Origin of the sequence: Mesorhizobium sp. M0340, assembly GCF_040321535.1 — a bacterium.
Lineage (GTDB): Bacteria > Pseudomonadota > Alphaproteobacteria > Rhizobiales > Rhizobiaceae > Mesorhizobium.
In genome coordinates this window covers 109,753-126,285 of the sequence record NZ_JAMYRR010000008.1, presented here as the reverse complement: position 1 = coordinate 126,285, position 16,533 = coordinate 109,753, and the positions used below count along the sequence as shown (strand labels likewise).

The following is a 16,533-nucleotide window of genomic DNA, read 5'->3' as shown; positions in this document are numbered from 1 at the left end:
GCCGCCTCGTCTAGATCACGACTTGACCGGCAGGCCGGTCGCCGCGGCGATCTGGCTTGCGGCATCGTCGAGCGCTGCCTTGGCGTCGGGATAGCCGCCGGCCAGATATTTGGTCTGCACCGCGCGGATGATGATTTCGGCGTCGCTCTGGAACGGCGTGCCGCGGCTGGGGACGACCTTGGGCAAGGTGCCGAGGATGTCCTTCCACACGGCTTGGCCACCCCAATAGGGCAGGCCTTCGGAGACGTAAGGGTCGTTGAGCGCCGAGATCAGCGACGGCACCAGGCCGAAGCCTTTCAGCATGGTGATCTGGCCCTCATTCGTCCCTAGCGTGTATTTCAGATAGGCGTAGGCGGCTTCCTTGTTCTTCGACACCGAAGTGATGGCGAGCGAGGAGCCGCCGAGATTGGCGGCGCGCGGACCGTCGGCGGTCAGGCTCGGCATCAGATAGACGCCCCATTTGCCTGCGCCATCGGGCGACTCGGTGCGTATGGTGCCTTCATACCAGCCGCCATACATCTGGCTGGCGACCTTGCCGGCGGTGTTGTTGGTGATCTTGGTGCTCCAGTCGGCAGAGGAAATGATGCCGGCGTCCTTCATCTCCTTGATCTTGGTCATGGCATCGACGCATTTGGGCTGATTGACGGTGATCGATTGACCATCGGCGGAGAAATAGGCGCAGCCCTGCTCGTTGGAGATCATGCGGAAGAATTCGGAATCGCCGTTGAAATCGGCGTTGGTCATCGTCACGCCAGGATTGGCGGCCTGGATCTTCTTGGCGGCGGCGATGAAATCGTCCCAGGTCTTGATCGAAGACGGGTCGACGCCGGCCTTCTCATAGAAGTCGCGGCGGTAGAACATCGCTACTGGACCGGAATCCCAGGGCATCGCATAGGCCTTGTCGTCAACCTCGAGCTCGGTACGTTTGAAGTCGGGGAATTTTGCCTGGTCTTCTGCGGTGTAGCCGAGCGTGTGCAGGTCGACGAAGCAATCCGGGAACTGGCTCCAGTAGTTTTCCGCCTCGCCGTTCTCGATCGTCACGATGTCCGGCAGGCCCTCGCCGCCGGCGGCACAGCCGGCGATCGATTTGTCGTAGGTCGGCTGGTTGCCGAGGTCCTCGACCGTGACCTTGATGTCGGGATACTGCTTGTTGAAGCCCGCTATGGTGGCCTTCAGCGACGAAGCGGCGATGTTCCAGCTCCAGATCGTGATTTCACCGGACTGCGCAAAGGCTGGGCTGGAGCCCAGGGCAAGCGCGAGCGCGGCGCAGGTCAATTTTAAGCGCATTGAAATCCTCCCATTTCAGTTGCTCTCTGTTTGCGAGCGTGGCTAGACTAGGCTTCGGGAAAGCCTTGTCCGCGACAAAGGGAATAAGAAATGAGCGGAAAGTAAGATGCCGGAAAGGCCGTTTTACCAGCCTGGCGCCAGCAGCGTGGAGGGCCTGCCGCTGCTGCTGCAAATGTTCCACACCCAGCCCCTGGTGATGCTCAAGCCGCATTGGCACGCCCAGGTCGAGGTGAATTTCATCGTGCGTGGCGCCGTGCATTACCGCATGGACGGGCACGGGCTTTCGCTTTCTGCGGGCGACATGTGCCTGTTCTGGGGCGGCCTGCCGCACCAGATGGACGAAGCCTCCGACGATGCCATCTACGCTGGCGCGCATCTGCCGCTGGTTCATTTCTTCCGGCTGCATTTGCCCGCCGATGTCCGCAACAGGCTGATGACCGGCGCGACGCTGGTGACCGATGCCACCGACCGGTCGGACGACCACAATTTTGAGCGCTGGAACCGCTATGCCCGCTCCGGCGACCCGGTCAAGGCGGAGCATGCCGTCAACGAGCTTTTGCTGCGGCTTGAGCGGGTGCGATTCGAGCCCTACCGGCTGGTGCCGGAAACGCCGGTCGAACAGGAGCTAGGCAGCCCGTTCGATCAGCAATCGCTGCGCAATGTCGGGCGCATGTGCGACTTCATTGCGGAGAATTTCCTCTACGAGATCGATTGCGTCGACATCGCCGCGGCGGCCGACATCCATCCCAAATACGCCATGAGCATCTTCAAGAAATCGACCGGCATGACGCTCAATGAATATGTGAATCTGCTGCGCCTCAGCTACGCGCAGGCGCTGCTGATGCATCAGGATGCCAATGTGCTGCGCGTCGCCATGGAATCGGGCTTCGGCTCGCTCAGCGCGTTCAACAAGTCGTTCCGCAAGCTTGCCGGCATGTCGCCGTCGGATTTCCGCAGGGGCGTGGCCGGCGCCAGATAACGGCTGGATTCAGCCGATAACCCCCAGACGTCTCGGCAGGCGGTTCATCGGCAGCGGCCCGTTGGAGGTGATCAGGAACTGGTCCTCGAGATTGAAACTGGCGAGACCGTCGATGTAGAGCGGGATCTCGAATGCCAGCACCATGCCGGGTTCGATCGCGACATCGCAGTCGGCCGAAATGAACGGCCATTGCTCGGAAAACACGGAATGGCCGACGCCGTGGCCGAAATGGCCGCGGCGATAGGAACGCAGGCCCTGGCGCGCCAGGCTGTCGCTGGCGGCGCGATACACAGTGGCCAACGGCTTTCCGGGCATAAGCGCGGCAAGCCCGTCGGCGAAGGCGCGTTCGGCTATCGCATGCAATTCGGCCTGTTCGGGCGACGGCGGCGCGAAGGTGAAATTCCGCGACATATCCGAGGCATAGCCGTTCACGCTGCACACCATGTCGGCCTTCAGCGGATCGCCGGCGGCGGCGATCGCGTCGGCGCCTTTTGGGCGAGCGCCCAGCGTGACGTATTCCGCCGTCGAGATTTGCTGCGACGACCCGGCGGCTGCATCCGCGACACCTTGCCGGTAAAGCGCGACCAGCTCAGACTGACGCATGCCGGCCGCTGCATGCTGCTGCAGCCGCGACAGGCCGGCCTCCGACAGGACGATGCCCTGCTGCAACAGGTCGATCTCGCTCTGCGACTTGATCGCCCGCAGCCGGTCGAGGATCGGCGAACCGTTGACCAGGGCAGTGCCCGGCAACATCGCCTGCATCGCGGAAAAATCGTTGGCCGAGACGAAATCCAGCTCGATGCCGAGCGTCGCACGCTCCAGCCCCAATTCTGCGAGGATCGTTTTCAGCTCGCGGACGGAGCGGGCAAGCTCGAAGGTCGCTGGACGTGAAAAACCGGGGGCGCGGCCAACCAGGCCGCCCTCGATGCGCTGCGCAACAGGCCGGTCGGCCGTCGCCGGCTCGAGCGACGCCGATTCGATCCAGATCGGATGCGTGCGTACCATGGCGCCGGCCATCGCCGCCGGGAGCTGGGCAGCCTGGAAATCCGCCACCACGACGCCGATCGGCAGGTCGCCTCGCTTGGGAATAACGACGAAACCGGCGCCGGCCCGCCGGAACAGGCCGGCCGGGCCGATCCAGGCACTGGTGGCATATTGGAACGCCTCGGGCTCGCAAAGCACCAGCGCCTCGATGCCGGCGCGCTGCATCAGGTCAGTCGCGCGCTCGCGGTCGACAAAGCCGGTCATGGGATCTCCTCATATGCAATCGAAACCGACGCCGATGCGGCGGCGTTTGGCCTTAGCGTAGTTTCAGTGCGGCCGTGGAGCAGCTTTTTTCTGGAAGCGCTGTTCACCTTGAGAGTTCGTCGTCGGGAAACGAAAAAGCCGCGGCGAACCGCGGCTTTTCAACACAACAAGCGGCTGCTTCGAAAGCTTTATTCGGTTTCGTCGGAAGTGTCGTCGGCAGTGTCTGCCGCGTCATCCGCGGTCTGCCTTGCCAGCGCTGCCTGCAAGGCCAACGTGGCCTGTGGCGAGGCCGGTGTCGTCGCAACGACCGCCGCTGCGTGAGCAACTCCGTGCGTCGACTTGTCCCTGGCCGCGGCGGAAGTGGCGGCTCCGTGTCCCTGCGAGCCGGCCCCGGCCGAGTTTCCGCCATTGCCGTTGCTGCCGCCATTGCCGTTGCCATTGCCATTGCCGCCGGGAGCAGCGAGTACCGGAGATGCGACAAGGGTGAGAGCGGCTACAGTCGCGAATAGACAGGTGCGCGTTTTCATAGTTCCTCCTTCGAGTCGCCCTCCCGCCAGGATGGGTTCCAAATGAAAAACGTCAGGACTTCCAATGTGAAAGCCGGCTGTTACCTAGCTTTGTTCAAATACAGTATTCTGCAAGATGGACCTTGGTCCGAAACCGGCACGCAAAAGTCCTGAATTTTATCGACAGCGTACTTCGGACGACCGCAACGGCTGGATTTTGCTGCCGTCAGATCCAGCGCCGCTACAGCGCATGTGCGTCGGCTGACATGAGGTTACAATCGAGGAAACCTCGGTGCTCGCCATCCGGCGAGATCATTTAAGGCGATTGAGGAACATTCCACAGTTCGTGAAGTTGGGAGCGCAGGCCCGCTTTTGAGGTGCCAAAATGTTTGATGCCGGCGGGCTTTTGGGAGGAAGCCATGATCCGCGTCACGCCTGCATTTCGTGTTTCACGCCGCCGCGCATTGCAGTTTGGCCTGGGAGCGACGCTCGCTTCGGCCACCGGGCTTGCCCCGGTTTCCCGCGCCTATGCGCAGGATGAGGTCAAAGACGAAGACATTTTCCGGTTCGCCCTCAATCTCGAATATATGGAAGCCGAATATTACCTGCGCGGCACAACCGGAAAAGGGATCGATGACTCGGATGCCGGCCCGAAGGCCGGCGCTGTGGCTGGCGGCAAACAGGTTCGCTTTGACACGCCTGCAATCGGCGAGTTCATGCGTGAGGTCGCCGAAAACGAACTTGCCCATGTCAGGTTCTATCGCAAGACACTTGGAAGCGATGCCGTCGACCGGCCGGCAATCGATTTCGATGCGGGCTTTGCGGCGGTTGCCAAGGCGGCGGGGCTCGGAGCGGACTTCGATCCTTTCGGCAACCAGATGAACTTCGTGCTCGGCGGCATGCTGTTCGAGGATGTCGGCGTCACTGCCTATGCCGGCGCCGCGCCCCTTCTGAAAAACAAGGATTTCCAGGCCGCCGCCGCTGGCATTCTGGCCGTTGAGGCCTACCACATGGGGATGGCGCGATCGTCGCTTTACCGAATGGGCGAGGATGCCTGGAAGGCCGCCAATGCGGTTTCCGACGCCCGCGACAAGATCGATGGACCGGAAGACAAGGACCAGGGCATCCGAGTGGACGGCAAAGCCAATATCGTTCCATCGACCCCGGATGCAATCGCCTTCACGAGGACGCCGCAAGAAGTGCTTCGGATCGTCTATCTGACCGACCAGAAAGGCGTCAGCAAGGGCGGCTTCTACCCGAACGGAATGAACGGAACGCTCAAAAGCACCTGAGCGGTCTGCGGATGAATCTCGTGGCAAATGAACTTGCGCGCGCGGCCAGCCGATTCGGCGCGCTGCGCCCTGTTGGCGCGCAAAAACGAAAAAGCCGCGGCGGACCGCGGCTTTTCGATGCTTGATTTCCCTTGAGAGAAATGGAGCGGGTGAAGCGATTCGAACGCTCGACCCCAACCTTGGCAAGGTTGTGCTCTACCCCTGAGCTACACCCGCTCGCGCGGCTTTTGGGCCGCAAGCCGCGCCTATATGGCTGAAGAGCGCGGCGATTGCAACAGGGAATTCGCAGGCTTTTTGCTTGCGGAGAAGTGCTCCTCCGGACGTCGCAAGGCAATCACCCCCGGCGTTGCGCGACGGACTTGTCTTGGCCGCATCATTGGCCGTAAACGGCGTTAGCCGAACAAGCCGTTGAAAGCAGGCCACCAGAAGAAAGACCGATGCCGAAGACCGAAGCCGAACTTTTCGCCTTTCTTGCCGGACTCGGGATCGAGGTATCGACGCGGCGGCATCCGCCGCTGTTCACGGTCGCCGATTCGCAGGCGCTGCGCGGCGAGATTGCCGGCGGCCACACCAAGAACCTGTTCCTCAAGGACAAGAAGGACAATTTCTTCCTGGTCAGCGTCGACGAGGAGGCGGTGGTCGATCTCAAGCAGATCCACCATCTGATCGGCGCTGCGGGGCGCGTGTCTTTCGGCCGGCCGGAGATGCTGATGGAGCTTCTCGGCGTCGTCCCGGGCGCGGTCACGGTGTTCGGGCTGATCAACGACACCGAGCGAAGGGTCAAGGTCGTTTTGGACGAGAAGCTGATGAGCCATGCGGTGGTCAATGCCCACCCGCTGACCAATGAAGCGACGACTTCCATCGCTGCCGCGGACCTGGTCAAATTCGTCGAGGCAACCGGACATGATGCTGTTATCTTGAAAGTCTCGGCATGATCGCCACATGGGTGACTAAGACCGGGGTGACTGAAACCGGGTTCTAAAGAAGGATGTTGCGCCCGTCCCTTGGCCGGCGGCGCGACCGAAAGGCGACGAGAGATGAGCGATAGCAACCCCTTTGGCGGCCCATTTGGCAGCAATGGCGGCCAGTATGCCACCACCGTGCAATATGGCGGCACCGACGCCGCGCGTGAGAAAGTCGCCCTTGGGGAGGCGCCGGCCGACGTCATCAAGGACACAACGACCGCTGGATTTGCTGCAGACGTCATCCAGGAATCGCGTCGCCAGCCGGTGCTGGTCGATTTCTGGGCGCCGTGGTGCGGCCCCTGCAAGCAATTGACGCCGCTGCTGGAGAAGGCGGTGAAAGCCGCCGGTGGCAAGGTCAAGCTGGTCAAGATGAATATCGACGACCATCCATCGATCGCCGGCCAGCTCGGCATCCAGTCGATACCGGCGGTCATTGCCTTCAAGGACGGCCAGCCGGTCGACGGCTTCATGGGCGCCATTCCCGAGAGCCAGATCACGCAATTCATCCAGAAGGTCGGCGGCAAGAACGGTGGCGCGCCGCAAGTGGCCGAGGCGCTGGCCGCCGCTGCCGAGGCGCGCGACGCCGGTGACGTGCAGACCGCTGCCGACATTTACGATGCCATCCTGGAACAGGCGCCGGAGACGATCGAGGCGATCGCCGGCTTGGGCGATCTGCTGTTCGAGGCTGGCGATACCGAAGGTGCCGAGGCGGTGCTGGCGCGGGCCCCGGAAGCGAAGAAGGATGCGCCCCAGCTCGCCGCGCTGCGGGCCAAGATGGCGCTCACCGCGCAGGCAGCAGTGCTCGGCAATCCGGCGGAACTGGAACGGCGGCTGGCCGAAAATCCCGGGGATCACCAGGCACGGTTCGAGCTCGCCATGATCCAGAACGCCAAGGGTGATCGCATGGCGGCGGCCGACAATCTGCTGGCGATCATCAAGGCAGACCGCTCGTGGAACGACGACGGCGCCAGAACCCAGTTGCTGCAGCTCTTCGAGGCATGGGGCATGACCGACGAAGCAACGCTGTCGGCACGGCGCAAATTGTCGTCGCTGCTGTTTTCCTGAGCCGACGCAGACTGTTTTGTCGCGCGGGCTTGCGGTGGGCGGCAGCTGCGCCAGATTAGGTTTTCGGACGGCGTTCGATTTCAGGTTTCCGGTGTTGCGCCTTGTGCCGGCCGGGAGGAGACGGATTTGGTGCGCTTCCTGACAAAGCGATCGGAGGATTGAGGTGCAGGCGGGAAACGCGCATTACCGGCTCGCTGCGGACTTACCGTCGACCATGCCGATCTTTCCGCTCGAGGGCGCATTGCTGCTGCCGGGAGGCCGCATGCCGCTCAACATCTTCGAGCCGCGCTATCTGCAGATGGTCGACGAAGCGATCGCCGGGCCGCGGCTGATCGGCATGATCCAGCCCAGCCTCGACGGTGCGCTGCGTCCAGACGGCGAGCCGGAGCTCTGCAATGTCGGCTGTGCCGGGCGCATCATTGCGCTGTCCGAGAGCGGCGACGGCCGTTACCTGATTTCGCTGCAGGGCGTGTGCCGCTTCCGCATTGTCCAGGAACTCACGGTCAAGACGCCGTTCCGCCAGTGCCGGCTGGCACCTTTTCTCGCCGATCTCGACGAGGAGCAGGCAGACGCCGAGATCGACCGGCCGGCGCTGCTCAAAGCGTTTCGCGCCTATCTGCAGGCCAACGATCTGGAGGCCGACTGGGAGAGCGTCAGCCGCGCCGAAAACGCCATGCTGGTCAACGCACTGTCGATGATGGCGCCCTACGGGCCGGCCGAGAAACAGGCCCTGCTCGAAGCGGCCGATCTGAAGACACGCGCCGAGACCCTGATCGCCATCACCGAAATGGCGCTGGCGCGCGACAATGAGGATTTCGGTTCGAGTTTGCAGTAGGTTGGCCCTCCTTCTCCCACAAGGGAGAAGGGGAGGCCGCGCGCAAAAACCTGAAGCGGTCGCCTTGTGGAAAGGATGGATCGAATGGCGGATGGACGTGACGGGAACAGGACTGTCGATCCCAAGCTGCTGGAACTCTTGGCCTGCCCGCTGACCAAGGGGCCGCTTGCCTGGGATCCGGAGCGCGGCGAGCTCATTTCGCGGGTGGCAAAGCTTGCCTATCCGGTGCGGGACGGCATTCCGATCATGCTGCCATCGGAGGCGCGCACGATCACTATTGACGATGCCGTGCCCACGCCACCGCGCCTGGGCGGAACGGCCTGACGAAGAGAAGAGGCCAATAGCCAGCCACTGTTCTACTGAAAATTGCGCCCTTTGGGCATGACCTTCTCTGCCTTTCCCAATAGTTCCGTTTGCGCGATGCTATCGGGCCGCTTCTCCTCGGGGCCGCTCGAAGGTTCATCCACAAGCCTTGCCTCCTCAAGCAGCACCGACAGCCACGGCGTCAGATCCTCGACCTTCTCGGCGACGATATGGATGACGTCCGATTCCGATTGCAGCTTGCCGGTGACGCGGATGAGACGCGCGCCCATGACGATGGGGCGGAAGCGGTTGAAGGTTCTTTCCCAGAAAATGATATTGGCGACCGCATTCTCGTCTTCCAGCGTCAGGAAAATCGCCTTGCCATTGCCCGGCCGCTGCCGCACCAGCACGAGGCCCGCGACCGAAACGCGGCGGCCGTCCCGCACCTGGCCGAGCCGCGCATTGGGCGTGACGCCGGACCGATCCAGCCTTTGACGCAGGAAGGCGACCGGGTGCGCCTTCAGCGACAGGCCGAGCGAGCGGTAGTCGTGGACGACGTGCTCGCCGAGCGGCATTGTCGGGAGCCGGGTTTCAGGCTCGAGATCGCGCAAGCGGATCGCCGGCTGATCGAACAGCGGCAGCTTTTCGGCGGCACTCTTGCCGTCGAGCGCGCGGACCGCCCATAGAGCGTCGCGGCGGTTCAATCCAAGCGAGCGGAAAGCGTCGGCCTGTGCCAGTTTTTCGATCTCGTCGACGTTGAGGCCCGAGCGCAGCCAGACATCGCGCACGGATGCGTAGCCGTCGCCGCGTCGCAGCACAAAGGTCTCCATGCGCTCCTTCGACAGGCCCTTGACCTGGCGAAAACCAAGCCGGACGGCATGGCTGGTCCGGATGACGCCGCGCATCTGGGCATGGCGGCCAAGGATACGATCCGGATCGAAAGGCGATTTCTCCAAGGCGCAATCCCAGCCGGAAAAATTGACGTCGACGTCGCGGATCTCGACGCCGTGGTCATGCGCGTCGCGGACAAGCTGAGCCGGCTGGTAAAACCCCATCGGCTGGGAATTGAGGATCGCGGCACAGAACACGTCGGGATAGAAGGTCTTGAACCAGCAGGAGGCATAGACCAGCAGGGCGAAGGAGGCGGCGTGGCTTTCGGGAAAGCCGTATTCGCCAAAGCCTTCGATCTGTTTGAAGCAGCGCTCGGCGAAGTCTTTTTCGTAGCCCTTGGCGACCATGCCGTCGACCATTCTCTTGCGGTAATTGCCGATCGTGCCGGTGCGCTTGAACGTCGCCATGGCGCGGCGCAGTTCATCGGCCTCGCCCGGCCTGAAGCCGCCGGCGACGATGGCGATCTTCATCGCCTGCTCCTGGAACAACGGCACGCCCAGCGTCCTGCCGAGGATTTTTTCCAGTTCCGGCTTGGGGTATTCGGGTTTTTCCTTGCCCTGCCGGCGGCGCAGATAGGGATGGACCATGTCGCCCTGGATCGGGCCGGGCCGCACGATCGCCACCTCGATGACGAGATCGTAAAAGTCTTTCGGCTTGAGCCGCGGCAGCATCGACATCTGCGCGCGGGATTCGATCTGGAAGACGCCGATCGTGTCGGCGCGGCAGATCATATCGTAGACACGCTTGTCCTCGGCAGGCAGAGTGGCCAGCACATAGGGTTGGCCGTAATCGTCCCGCGCCTGCGGATAATGATCCCGGAGCAGGGTGAAGGCGCGCTGCAGGCAGGTCAGCATGCCGAGCGCCAGCACGTCCACTTTAAGGATTTTCACCGCGTCGAGGTCGTCCTTGTCCCACTCGACCATCTTGCGCTCGTCCATCGCCGTCTTGACGATGGGCACGATCTCGTCGAGCCGGTCCCTGGTGATGACAAAACCGCCGACATGCTGCGACAAATGACGGGGAAAGCCCATGATCTCGTTGGCGCATTCGATCACGTGCCTTGTCGATGGATCTGTCTGATCGAGGCCGCCGGCTTTTGTCTCCTTTTCGCCGAGTTCCGAGGTCGACCAGCCCCAGATCGAACTGGACAGCGCGCTGCGGACGTCGTCCGACAGGCCCATCGCCTTGGCCACTTCGCGCATCGCCGAGCGGCCCCGGTAGCTGACGACGGCAGCGGCCAGCGCGGTGCGCTTGGTACTGTATTTGGAATAGATGTACTGGATGACCTCCTCGCGCTTTTCATGCTCGAAATCGACGTCGATGTCGGGCGGTTCGTTCCTTTCCTCGGAAATGAAGCGCTCGAAAAGCGTGTCGATCTTGTCCGGGCCAACTTCGGTGATGCCGATGCAGAAGCAGACGATCGAGTTGGCGGCGGAGCCGCGCCCCTGGCAGAGAATGTTCTGGCTGCGGGCGAATTTGACGATGTCGTGGACAGTCAGGAAATAGCGCGCGTAGTTCAGGCGCTCGATCAGGGCGAGCTCCTCCTCGATGCGTTGCGTCACAAAAGCGGGCACGCCCGAGGGGTAGCGGATGGCGGCCCCCTCCTTGGCCAGCCTTTCCAGCTCGGCCTGCGGCCCGAGGCCCGATTCCGTCGGCTCGTCGGGATAATTGTATTGCAGGTCACTGAGCGAGAAGGTCAGCTCGCCGGCAAAACAGAGTGTTTCCGCCAGCGCTTGCGGATATCTACGGAAAAGCCGTGCCATCTCCAGCGGCGGCTTTAAGTGGCGCTCGGCATTGGCCGCCAGCTCCAGCCCCACCTCGGCGACGGGCACATTGAGGCGGATCGCCGTCAGCACGTCCTGCAGCGGGCGCCGTTCCGACGTATGGTAGAGAACGTCGTTGGTGGCCATCAGCGGGATGCCGGCCAGCTCGGCCATCGCCGCCGCCTGCTCGATACGGAAGCGGTCGTTACCGCGGTAATCCGGCGAAACCGCCAGCCTCAGGTTTTCGCCGAAGCGATCCCTGAGCCGGCTAATCAGTGCGAGGCCAGCTTCCGCGTCCGCCGACAGATCCGGCAGTATGGCGAGCGACAGGAGATCGCCCCATTCGAGAAGATCGCTCTGTTTGAGAAGCGTTGCGCCCTTTTCGTTCTCGTCGCGCAGATTGGCCTGTGTCAGCATGCGGCAGAGATGCCCCCAGCCCTTGCGGTCCTGCGGGTAAGCGAGGATGTCCGGCGTGCCGTCGCAAAAAACCAGGCGGCAGCCGGGATGATAGGAAACACCCTCCACCTTGGCCTGCTGCCAGGCGCGTACCACGCCCGCCACCGTGTTTCGGTCGGCGAGACCGATCGCCGAAAACCCCAGGAATTTTGCCGCGACCACCAGCTCCTCCGGTTTCGAGGCACCGCGCAGGAACGAGAAGTTCGATTGGATGCCGAATTCGGCATAGGGGATGGCCGTCAGCGCATTCATGCGAAGATCCCATGCATGTACCAGCGCGGCGGGACTTGAGAGGCGCCGTAAAGGCCCTGGCGATAGAGCCAGTAACGGCGGCCGTCGGCATCCTCGATGCGGAAATAATCCCGGGTCGGGGCATCTTCTCGTCCCGCCGCCTCTCGCCACCATTCCGGCGCGATGCGCTCCGGCCCTTCGGCGCGCGCGACCCGGTAGAGCGCGCGCCGCCAGCGGAAGTTCAAAGGCGGGCCTTCCGGCATTTCGGTGGCTGGCACTTCGATCGGCTCGGGCGAACGGAAAAGCCGGATCGGTCGCTCAGGCTGGAAGACGGTCGTGGGAGCGTCCTTCGCCTTGTCCGGCTGCTTCGGCGGCGAGCTTCTCTGCGGCGCCTCCGTGAAGGGAAGGGTGGCGACGGCGCGCTCCGGCAAATGGCTCTCGACGGCGACCGGCTTCAAGACCGCGCCTTCGCCGAGCCGGGCGCGAATGCGGTCGGTAAAAAGCGCGATATCGGCACCGTCGTCGCTCGTCTCGCCGGCAAGGTCTGCCTGCTGCATGTCGTAGGCGGCGGCGGTCAGCACCGAAAGGCGTACGAGATCGAAGCCATAGCCGGCGTCGATATCCCGTTCGAGCGCAGCAAGCCTTTCGTGGAACAATTTCTGGATCAGCCGCGGCTCGCGCAGAGGCCGCGAGGTGCCGACGGCGATGCGGCTGACGCCGCCATCGACGCGGAAAAGCAGCAGCGCCAGCCGCCTTGCGCCCTCGCCGCGACGCTCGAGGTCGCTCTTCAAGGTGGCCGCCAGCATGCCGGTCAGCCGCTCGATGTCCTCGGTCAACATAATCGGCTCGGCAAGATGACGCTCGACCGAAAGCGGTGCCACCGGCAGGCGCGGCGACACGGCTTCGTCGAGGCGGCCAAGCGCCTGGTCGAGACGCAAGAGCAGCGATGCGCCGAAGCGGCGGGCCAGCGGCGCGCGCGGTGCTGCCATGACGGCGCCGGCCGTGCGCAGGCCGACGCTCTCGAGGCTGGCGCGGACCTCCGGGTCGATGCGCAGCGCCGCCAGCGGCATGGGCGCGAGAAGCGCTTCCTCCTCACCATCGGGCACGATGCGGTCGCCGGCAAACCGCGCCGCCGCCCAGGCAGCACCAGGCGTGGCGGCAAGCCCGGCGCGGACATCGAAGCCCTGATGGAAAAAACGCGACAGGATATCGTCCAGCATGGACCGTTCGCCGCCGAAAAGATGGGTGCAGCCGGTGACGTCGAGATAGAGGCCGTCGGTCCCGTCGAGCGCCACCAGCGGGGTATAGCGGTCGCACCAGTCGGCGAGGCCTTCGAGCAGGCGCCGGTCGGCCTCCGGATCGGCCTCCACGATGTCGATCGAGGGATGCATGGCGCATGCGTCGGCTATACCCATGCCGCGTTTCAGGTTAAGCGCCTCAGCCCGTTCGTCGAGGGCGGCGATGCGCTGGGCGTTCCCTTGGCGATGGCTGATCACCAGCGGCAGGCGATCCGACGGCCGGGAACGCCAGGACCGCCCCAGACGCTGCCGCAGGATCCTCTCGGCGGCGAGATGCGGAAACCACAGGGACAGGATTCTTTGGCCGTTCTGGGGCCGATTCCTGAGACCTTCCTTGCTCGCCCCGTCTTTCTTCGAATATGCGTTCATCGGGGTTCCACTCCAGTGTGAATTGTCCGGGCAAGGCCGTGCGGCTCTTGCCGATGGCGACGGTGAAGGCGGGCCGGCCGATCGAGCCGGCGAGCGGCCCGGCGATCGTCTGGCGCGCTGCCGCCGGTGCCGCCGACAGGATGAGGCGGACGGGCGCTGCCGTCGGTTCGGGCTCGCCGGCCTGGCGCAGCAGGAACAGCGGCCGGCCGGCACTCTGCGCCCTGGCGTGCAGCCGCCGCGTCGCGGTGAGATCCAGCCGCTGCGGGCTGCCGCGGATTTCGAGGATGACGGCGGCCAGCGCCGTCATCCGGGCAGCCTCCTCGGCGACCCACAGCGCATCGAGCAGCCTTGGCGCCTCGGAAAACAGCAATTGCTCCGGCTCGATGCCGAAAAAGTCGTGAAGCCCCCTGGCGTAGGGGAAGCCGGCCTCGCGGAAAACCTCGGATGGGCCGATCCACAGCACCGGCAGTCGCGGGCCCTGGCTGAGGATCAGGCTGACGAGCGCGAGCACAAAGCCGGCGACGGCCCCGGCATCGCGCGTCGCGGCGCCATGAAACTCGCTCAGCGCCGACTTCGGCAGGCCACCGCTCAGCGCAGCGTCGAGGCGCTCGGCGCCGGTGGACAAAAACGCATCCTGCGAAGCCACGGCGAGGCCGCGCCGGACAATAGTTAGATTTCGAGGCAATGTCAGAGTCTGGGGGCTGACATCCGCATCAACGGCGGCTGCGCCGGCCGACGCCTCCAGACGCTCGGACAGCGTTCCCTCGATCTTCGCGATCTGGCGGCGCAGGGCAAAAACAGTCTCCCGCGCCACGGCGCTTGTCGCCATGACGGTCAGCTTCCACTCACAATTGTTCCTGTTATGTTCCTATAGATTCCAGAGGCCGGCCAAAGAGTCAAGCGGAGTCATGGGGAATTTATTCCTCTAGTAGGGGCGTGGCACGGTCACCCCAGCCCGGCCATTTGCCGAGTCCGGCCCGAAAGCCTATATGCCGGGATCAAAGGACAAAGCATGGCTCGCATCTACCAAACACGCATCTGGCACGACCAGCTTTCGCCAACGATGGAGGAAATCGAGCTCCTGGCGCTGGAGGCCTATGCCCATCTGCCGGAAGACTTTCGCAAGTTGACCGGCGAGATCGTCATTCAGATCGCCGAATTCCCGACCGACGAGATCATGGACGACCTTTCGCTGGAAACGCCCTTCGACCTGTTGGGGCTGTTCGAGGGGCGCGGCATCGCCGAGCGCTGGAATCCGCAGACCGGCGAAGGGCCGAACCGCATCACGCTCTATCGTCGCGCCATCCTCGACTACTGGGCCGAGAACGAGGAAACGCTGGGCGACATCGTCACCCATGTGCTGATCCACGAGATCGGCCACCATTTCGGCCTGTCGGACGACGATATGGAGAAGATCGAAGAGGCAGCGGAGTGAGCGACCCCGCTCCTCGTCATCCTGGGGCGGAGCAAGGAGCGAAGCGACGCGGCGCAGACCCCAGGATCCATGCCGTGATGGTGGTGCAGTGCTCCGGCGGTGCAGAACCGAACGCTCATCATCCCGTTCTGGGTAACGGGGGTGGTAGATCACACTAATCCTGATCCGCCGTGCCCTTCGGCAGAGGTAACGGCATGGATCCTAGGGTACTCCGCGACGTCGCTTCGCGACTGCTACGCCCTAGGATGACGAAGGACGAGCGCTTCGGCGAACCTCCCTACCAATCGCTGAGCTTGGTGTCGGGGCCGTATTCCTGGCCCTCGATGTCCTTCACCACGGCCTGGCCGCAGCGCATGGTTTTGGCTTCCTTGTCATAGGCATAGGTCGGTGAGCCGAACAGGTGCCAGCCCGTGTTCAGCGCCGCCGTCACCTTGTGGCAGAAGCTGGCATCGTCCGGGCCGGACAGAAAGCGGTAGAGTTTCATTCTTCAATCCTGTTGTCAGTTACGATAATCATGCGCGAACAGCGGCGGCCTTCGCCAGCAGTTTTTCGGCCTGCGCCAGATGCAGCCGCTCGACCATTTTTCCGTTCAGCGCAATCACCGCCTTGCCGGCATTTTCGGCAAGCGCGAAGGCTTCCTTGATCGCGCGCGCCTCGACCAATGCGTCAGGCGTCGGTGCAAAAGCGCGGTTCGCCGCCTCGATCTGGGCTGGATGGATCAGCGACTTGCCGTCAAAACCCATGGCGGCCGCTTCCGTGCACTCGCGCGCAAACCCGTCCATATCGCGAAAATCATTGAAGACGCCATCGAGCAAGTCGAGGCCGCCGGCGCGCGCCGCGAGCACCATTTGCATCAGCCATGGTACGAGATAGCGCCGATCGGGCGTGGCGAGAATGCCGGTGTCCTTGACCAGGTCGTTCGTCCCGGAAACGAAACAAACCAGGCGCGAGGCCGGATCACGGCCGAGCTCGGCAATCGGCCCGATATTGAGCAGCGCCTTGGGCGTCTCGATCATCGCCCACAGCTTGACCTCGTCCGCGATAAAATTGTCGTCTAGCACGTCGCCGGCCTCGAGGATGTCGCGCGGCGTGTCGACCTTGGGCAGCAGGATGGCGTCGGGCGTGCATTTTGCCGCGGCCAGCAGATCGTCGGCGCCCCATTCGCTCGACAGCGCATTGATGCGCACCACCATTTCGCAGCGCCGGTTGGAACGGCCGGCGAAATTCCCGGCCAGTTTTTCGCGCGCGGAAAGCTTGTCGGCCGGGGCGACGGCGTCCTCGAGATCGATGACGACGGCATCGCAGGTCAGCGACGGGATCTTGGCCAGCGCCTTGTCGTTCGAGGCCGGAACGTAAAGCACCGAGCGGCGCGGGCGGTAGCTTTCGGTGATCATGTTCGATCTATGCCGCCTGCAGCCAGCCGAGGCAAGCCGTGCATAAAAACTGCACGCAATTTCGGAAAATCTCCTCGTCTCCGCCCCGCTTGCCACCCGGCAGAATGCGACAAAGGCGGCATGCAAGAGCAAACGAACTCCCGTTGGTCCGTGCCGTACCGGCTTCGCCGCGAAAGCTGGTGGCTCGTCGATCCGCCCCAGACTTTGGCACCCCTC

At 63.5% G+C, this 16,533-nt stretch carries 15 protein-coding genes and 1 tRNA gene; 7 read left to right on the top strand and 9 right to left on the bottom strand.

The genetic code is table 11. The features are described from left to right. Positions 1 to 15 precede the first annotated feature (15 nt). Positions 16 to 1,287, bottom strand: coding sequence for an extracellular solute-binding protein (locus tag NKI79_RS14365; RefSeq protein WP_254817929.1), 1,272 nt, complete (start codon positions 1,285 to 1,287; stop codon positions 16 to 18). Positions 1,288 to 1,393: 106 nt separating this feature from the next. Here NKI79_RS14365 and NKI79_RS14360 point away from each other — a divergent pair, with 106 nt between their 5' ends. Then, positions 1,394 to 2,266 carry a helix-turn-helix domain-containing protein gene (locus NKI79_RS14360; RefSeq protein WP_352802233.1) on the top strand — a complete coding sequence of 291 codons (873 nt, stop codon included), beginning with the start codon at positions 1,394 to 1,396 and terminating at the stop codon, positions 2,264 to 2,266. Positions 2,267 to 2,275: 9 nt separating this feature from the next. Here NKI79_RS14360 and NKI79_RS14355 read toward each other — a convergent pair whose 3' ends face one another. Further along, entirely contained in the window at positions 2,276 to 3,514 is a 1,239-nt protein-coding gene (locus NKI79_RS14355) for a M24 family metallopeptidase (protein WP_352802232.1), read from the bottom strand. A 188-nt stretch (positions 3,515 to 3,702) separates the two neighbouring features. Beyond that, positions 3,703 to 4,041 carry a hypothetical protein gene (locus NKI79_RS14350; protein WP_254817926.1) on the bottom strand — a complete coding sequence of 113 codons (339 nt, stop codon included), beginning with the start codon at positions 4,039 to 4,041 and terminating at the stop codon, positions 3,703 to 3,705. Positions 4,042 to 4,439: 398 nt separating this feature from the next. Between NKI79_RS14350 and NKI79_RS14345 the strand changes: the two genes are divergently transcribed. Then, complete coding sequence (locus NKI79_RS14345; RefSeq protein ID WP_352479722.1) at positions 4,440 to 5,312, top strand: ferritin-like domain-containing protein; 873 nt, start codon at positions 4,440 to 4,442, stop codon at positions 5,310 to 5,312. Between the two features lie 141 nt (positions 5,313 to 5,453). On the opposite strand, the gene NKI79_RS14340 is transcribed toward NKI79_RS14345, so the two are convergent. After that, positions 5,454 to 5,528 (bottom strand) — tRNA-Gly (locus NKI79_RS14340). Positions 5,529 to 5,749: 221 nt separating this feature from the next. On the opposite strand from NKI79_RS14340, the gene NKI79_RS14335 reads away from it, so the two are divergent. The 4 genes from NKI79_RS14335 to NKI79_RS14320 all read left to right on the top strand — a co-directional run bounded on the left by NKI79_RS14335 (position 5,750) and on the right by NKI79_RS14320 (position 8,501). Further along, positions 5,750 to 6,247 (top strand): prolyl-tRNA synthetase associated domain-containing protein, encoded by a 498-nt coding sequence (locus NKI79_RS14335; RefSeq protein ID WP_254817917.1) that lies wholly within the window; start codon positions 5,750 to 5,752, stop codon positions 6,245 to 6,247. Between the two features lie 102 nt (positions 6,248 to 6,349). Next, positions 6,350 to 7,342 (top strand): thioredoxin, encoded by a 993-nt coding sequence (trxA, locus tag NKI79_RS14330; protein WP_352802231.1) that lies wholly within the window; start codon positions 6,350 to 6,352, stop codon positions 7,340 to 7,342. Between the two features lie 163 nt (positions 7,343 to 7,505). Further along, positions 7,506 to 8,177 carry an LON peptidase substrate-binding domain-containing protein gene (locus tag NKI79_RS14325; protein ID WP_023675985.1) on the top strand — a complete coding sequence of 224 codons (672 nt, stop codon included), beginning with the start codon at positions 7,506 to 7,508 and terminating at the stop codon, positions 8,175 to 8,177. Positions 8,178 to 8,261: 84 nt separating this feature from the next. After that, positions 8,262 to 8,501 carry a Trm112 family protein gene (locus NKI79_RS14320; RefSeq protein ID WP_352507380.1) on the top strand — a complete coding sequence of 80 codons (240 nt, stop codon included), beginning with the start codon at positions 8,262 to 8,264 and terminating at the stop codon, positions 8,499 to 8,501. A gap of 32 nt (positions 8,502 to 8,533) precedes the next feature. Here the strand turns inward: NKI79_RS14320 and NKI79_RS14315 are convergent, their stop codons facing one another. The 3 genes from NKI79_RS14315 to NKI79_RS14305 are packed head-to-tail and all read right to left on the bottom strand — an operon-like array spanning position 8,534 to position 14,317. Then, the gene (locus NKI79_RS14315; protein WP_352802230.1) at positions 8,534 to 11,842 is read right to left on the bottom strand and encodes an error-prone DNA polymerase; all 3,309 of its coding nucleotides are present in this window, start codon (positions 11,840 to 11,842) and stop codon (positions 8,534 to 8,536) included. Further along, positions 11,839 to 13,317 (bottom strand): DUF6504 family protein, encoded by a 1,479-nt coding sequence (locus NKI79_RS14310; protein WP_352802229.1) that lies wholly within the window; start codon positions 13,315 to 13,317, stop codon positions 11,839 to 11,841. The genes NKI79_RS14315 and NKI79_RS14310 overlap by 4 nt, the downstream gene beginning before the upstream one ends. Continuing rightward, on the bottom strand, positions 13,259 to 14,317 hold the full coding sequence (locus NKI79_RS14305; RefSeq protein WP_352802228.1) for an ImuA family protein: 1,059 nt from the start codon (positions 14,315 to 14,317) through the stop codon (positions 13,259 to 13,261). The genes NKI79_RS14310 and NKI79_RS14305 overlap by 59 nt, the downstream gene beginning before the upstream one ends. Before the next feature lie 183 nt (positions 14,318 to 14,500). On the opposite strand from NKI79_RS14305, the gene NKI79_RS14300 reads away from it, so the two are divergent. Then, the gene (locus NKI79_RS14300) at positions 14,501 to 14,923 is read left to right on the top strand and encodes a metallopeptidase family protein (RefSeq protein WP_023680515.1); all 423 of its coding nucleotides are present in this window, start codon (positions 14,501 to 14,503) and stop codon (positions 14,921 to 14,923) included. Between the two features lie 277 nt (positions 14,924 to 15,200). Here NKI79_RS14300 and NKI79_RS14295 read toward each other — a convergent pair whose 3' ends face one another. Together NKI79_RS14295 and NKI79_RS14290 are read right to left on the bottom strand one after the other, a co-directional pair. Beyond that, positions 15,201 to 15,407 carry a DUF1737 domain-containing protein gene (locus NKI79_RS14295; RefSeq protein WP_352479716.1) on the bottom strand — a complete coding sequence of 69 codons (207 nt, stop codon included), beginning with the start codon at positions 15,405 to 15,407 and terminating at the stop codon, positions 15,201 to 15,203. A 28-nt stretch (positions 15,408 to 15,435) separates the two neighbouring features. Then, positions 15,436 to 16,314 (bottom strand): HpcH/HpaI aldolase/citrate lyase family protein, encoded by an 879-nt coding sequence (locus tag NKI79_RS14290; protein WP_352802374.1) that lies wholly within the window; start codon positions 16,312 to 16,314, stop codon positions 15,436 to 15,438. Between the last annotated feature and the right edge of the window lie 219 nt (positions 16,315 to 16,533).